At 46.5% G+C, this 3016-nt stretch carries 1 protein-coding gene; it reads right to left on the bottom strand.

The annotated features are described in order from the left end of the window. The coding region (locus AC438_RS16205) for a calcium-binding protein (RefSeq protein WP_274377625.1) at positions 1-3016 on the bottom strand (3016 nt) is incomplete at both ends.

Here is a 3016-nt window from a genome sequence, read left to right as displayed (position 1 = left end):
GCTTAATAAATCATCACCGGCATCGCCATAAATTGTATCTTTACCACCGGCTGCATCAATGGTGTCAGCGCCGCTGTAACCATAAATAGTTTCAGCATCATCAGTTCCTTGCCAAACCGCAGCAGTTGCCAGTACATCACGCACAAAAACTACCGAGCCATCGAAAAAGTGCAGCTCATCAACCAGATTGCGCTCATTAGCAAATCCATTTTCAATAACAAGCGTGGTCACTACTTCGTTTTGAGTGATAACAATAACAAAGTCTTTCTCTGTGCGACTGTAACTCACCTCATCTAAGCTAATACCTTCAGCAAACACAATACGATCCAAATCATAATTAGCACTGTCATAATCTTGAATAATATCCGTAGATCCATCGGCCGCGATAACGTAAGTATCACTACCGGAGCCACCTTCTAATCGATCATTACCTGTACCACCGACCAATGTGTCGTTATGACGGCCACCCTCAATAACATCATCGCCACTACCACCGATGAGATAATCATCACCATCATCGCCTTGTAATACATCATTTCCCGTAGCGCCTTCTAACACATCATTACCGGCGTGCCCTTTAAGTAAATCATCACCCCCAGCACCGTTTAACGTATCGGCCTCTACACCACCATGCAGCTCATCAGCATTATCCGTTGCTGCGACCGCCATAATTTCGAGGGCTTCCTTATCAATAACTGATATCACACTTTGCTCATCAGTAAACTCGACGGAAGCTACCTGCTGATAGCTCGCGGTGTAATAATTTTTAATGCGTATCTGGTTTTCATTTCCATTGACGAACAGAATAAGATCAGCATTTTGACGACGAACTACAACATTTTGGGATACAACACCGGGGCCGAATACAATCTTATCGATATCGCCAGCGGCACCTTTATTGTCGATCACATCTAAACCGTCGCCGAGTGAGAATTGATAGGTATCATTACCATACCCACCACTTAGTATGTCATCTCCGCCGTGCCCCTGAATTCGATCATCACCTTCACCGCCAATTACAGTGTCATGCCCGGAACCTCCCGATAACCAATCATTGCCGGCGCCACCATCTAAATAGTCATCGCCAGCAGCGCCAGCCAGAAGGTCATCACCATCATCCCCGTGTATACGGTCATTTCCATCACGCCCCAGTAACCAATCATCGCCACTTTTGCCGAATATTTCGTCATCGCCACCACGCCCATCAATCAGCTCAGATGCCGAAGTACCATGTAGCTCGTCCGCTTGCTCGGTAATAATCTGCGAAGCAATATTGATTTGATCAAACTGGCTAGGTCCAACATTAATCTGCGAACCATCATCAAAAACGATGGTGTCGATATATTGATAGGAATCACCCTCACGATCAAAGTGTGACTCCACGCGTAATACATCATCAGTGCCATTAATCATAATGACCAAGTCGTCCCCTTGGCGGGAAATAGAAACACCTTCAGCCGTCAAACCACCAATAATTTTTACACTATCACGCCGCTCAACTCCAGTGTCCCTATTACGCACGCGGTCATGGCCGTAGCCCACACCAAAACGATATTCATCATTGCCACTGCCACCAATTAATACATCATCACCAGCACCGCCATCTAAAACATCATCACCTGCAGCCGCATTCAACGAATCATCGCCATCTAGACCAAAAAGAATATTGTCACTTGAATTACCATTAACAACATCATTAGCGTCACTGGCATTCATCGCAGCAGCAGTGACCACTCCAATAGTACTTTGCGAATATGAGGAAGCGGCGTCTGTTTGTAAAAATGCATCTACCTCGGCACGCAGTAAATCCAGGTTCACCGTGTTATAGGGGTTAGCTCCCCTTACCGCCTGAGCGAAATCCTGTAAAACATCCTGAGCTACCTCAGGGTTACGTTCCGCAAAACCGAAGAGGTCTTCCACCACAAGAGAAAAATCGGCCTGCCACACATTCTGTACTTCGTTTTTTTCCCAGCTAATTTCACTAAAAAATGGGCTCAAGTGACTGCGGGCACTTAATTGAAAAAAGACTTTATCCGCCCAATTATCAAAAATTGCGCGATACTCAGCAGCATATTGCTGCCCACTACCGCGTGGGTTCGGTATATCAAAGCCATAAAACGCGGCCAATGCGCCAATTTTTCGGGTATCTATAGGGGACTGAAAATGTTGGCTGTAATCCCCTTCCTGCCCGGTCCAACTAAAAATAATTTGCTCAAGTAAGTCCAATCGAGCTTCACGGGAGTCAGCTTCAACAAACCGAGTAACCAAAGCTTGTAGCTCACCAGATTCATCGCGTGCCATTGCTTGATGCAGCGAATAAGTCTGGCCAAAACCTTGCACATCAGGAAGGGCCTTTATCTCACCCGATAACGCCATACCCTCAGTGGTAGTCCGTGTTAAGTTACGAGTGAACCACACATCGGTCATTGCATGGGTCTCACCGCCGGAATCCACAAAAGACCCCACCTGCCGATGCTCGTTTCCTTCATTATCTGTAAAAGATTGATTAACATAATTCAAAGAGAGTTCACGAATACCTGCATCCTGCAAAGATATCAGCTCACCACTGTCCGTTTCACCATCTTGATCTTTGTCTTGGAAAATACGCAACGCTGAAAATAGCTCGTCTTCCTGAGTAATTCGACCATCGCCATTACCATCAAGCTCCGCTAGCGCTTCAAAACCATTGGCCGCTTTAGAGCCATCGTTAAGCAGTGTTTCACTACCGAATAGCTCGGCACCAGTATTAATCACTCCATCGTTATTGCGATCTAATACAAGCAAGCCATCATCTTTATGCGCAAAACCCGTTAACTCCTTAAAACCATCGCCTGCATGGTCAAAATGAATACCAGCCGTTAAACCGACAGTTTGAACACCGTCACCGTTTAGGTCCAAAATAATCGGGGATGCTGGTACAGGCGTAGGGGTTGGCACCGGAACCGGCGGGACTGGCACTGGAACAGGGACTGGAACAGGGACTGGAACAGGGACTGGAACAGGGACTGGAACAGGG

It is taken from the genome of Marinagarivorans algicola (assembly GCF_001292705.1).
Classification (GTDB): domain Bacteria; phylum Pseudomonadota; class Gammaproteobacteria; order Pseudomonadales; family Cellvibrionaceae; genus Marinagarivorans; species Marinagarivorans algicola.
The sequence above is the reverse complement of the archived record's forward strand: the minus strand, read 5'-3'. Positions and strand labels throughout refer to the sequence as shown.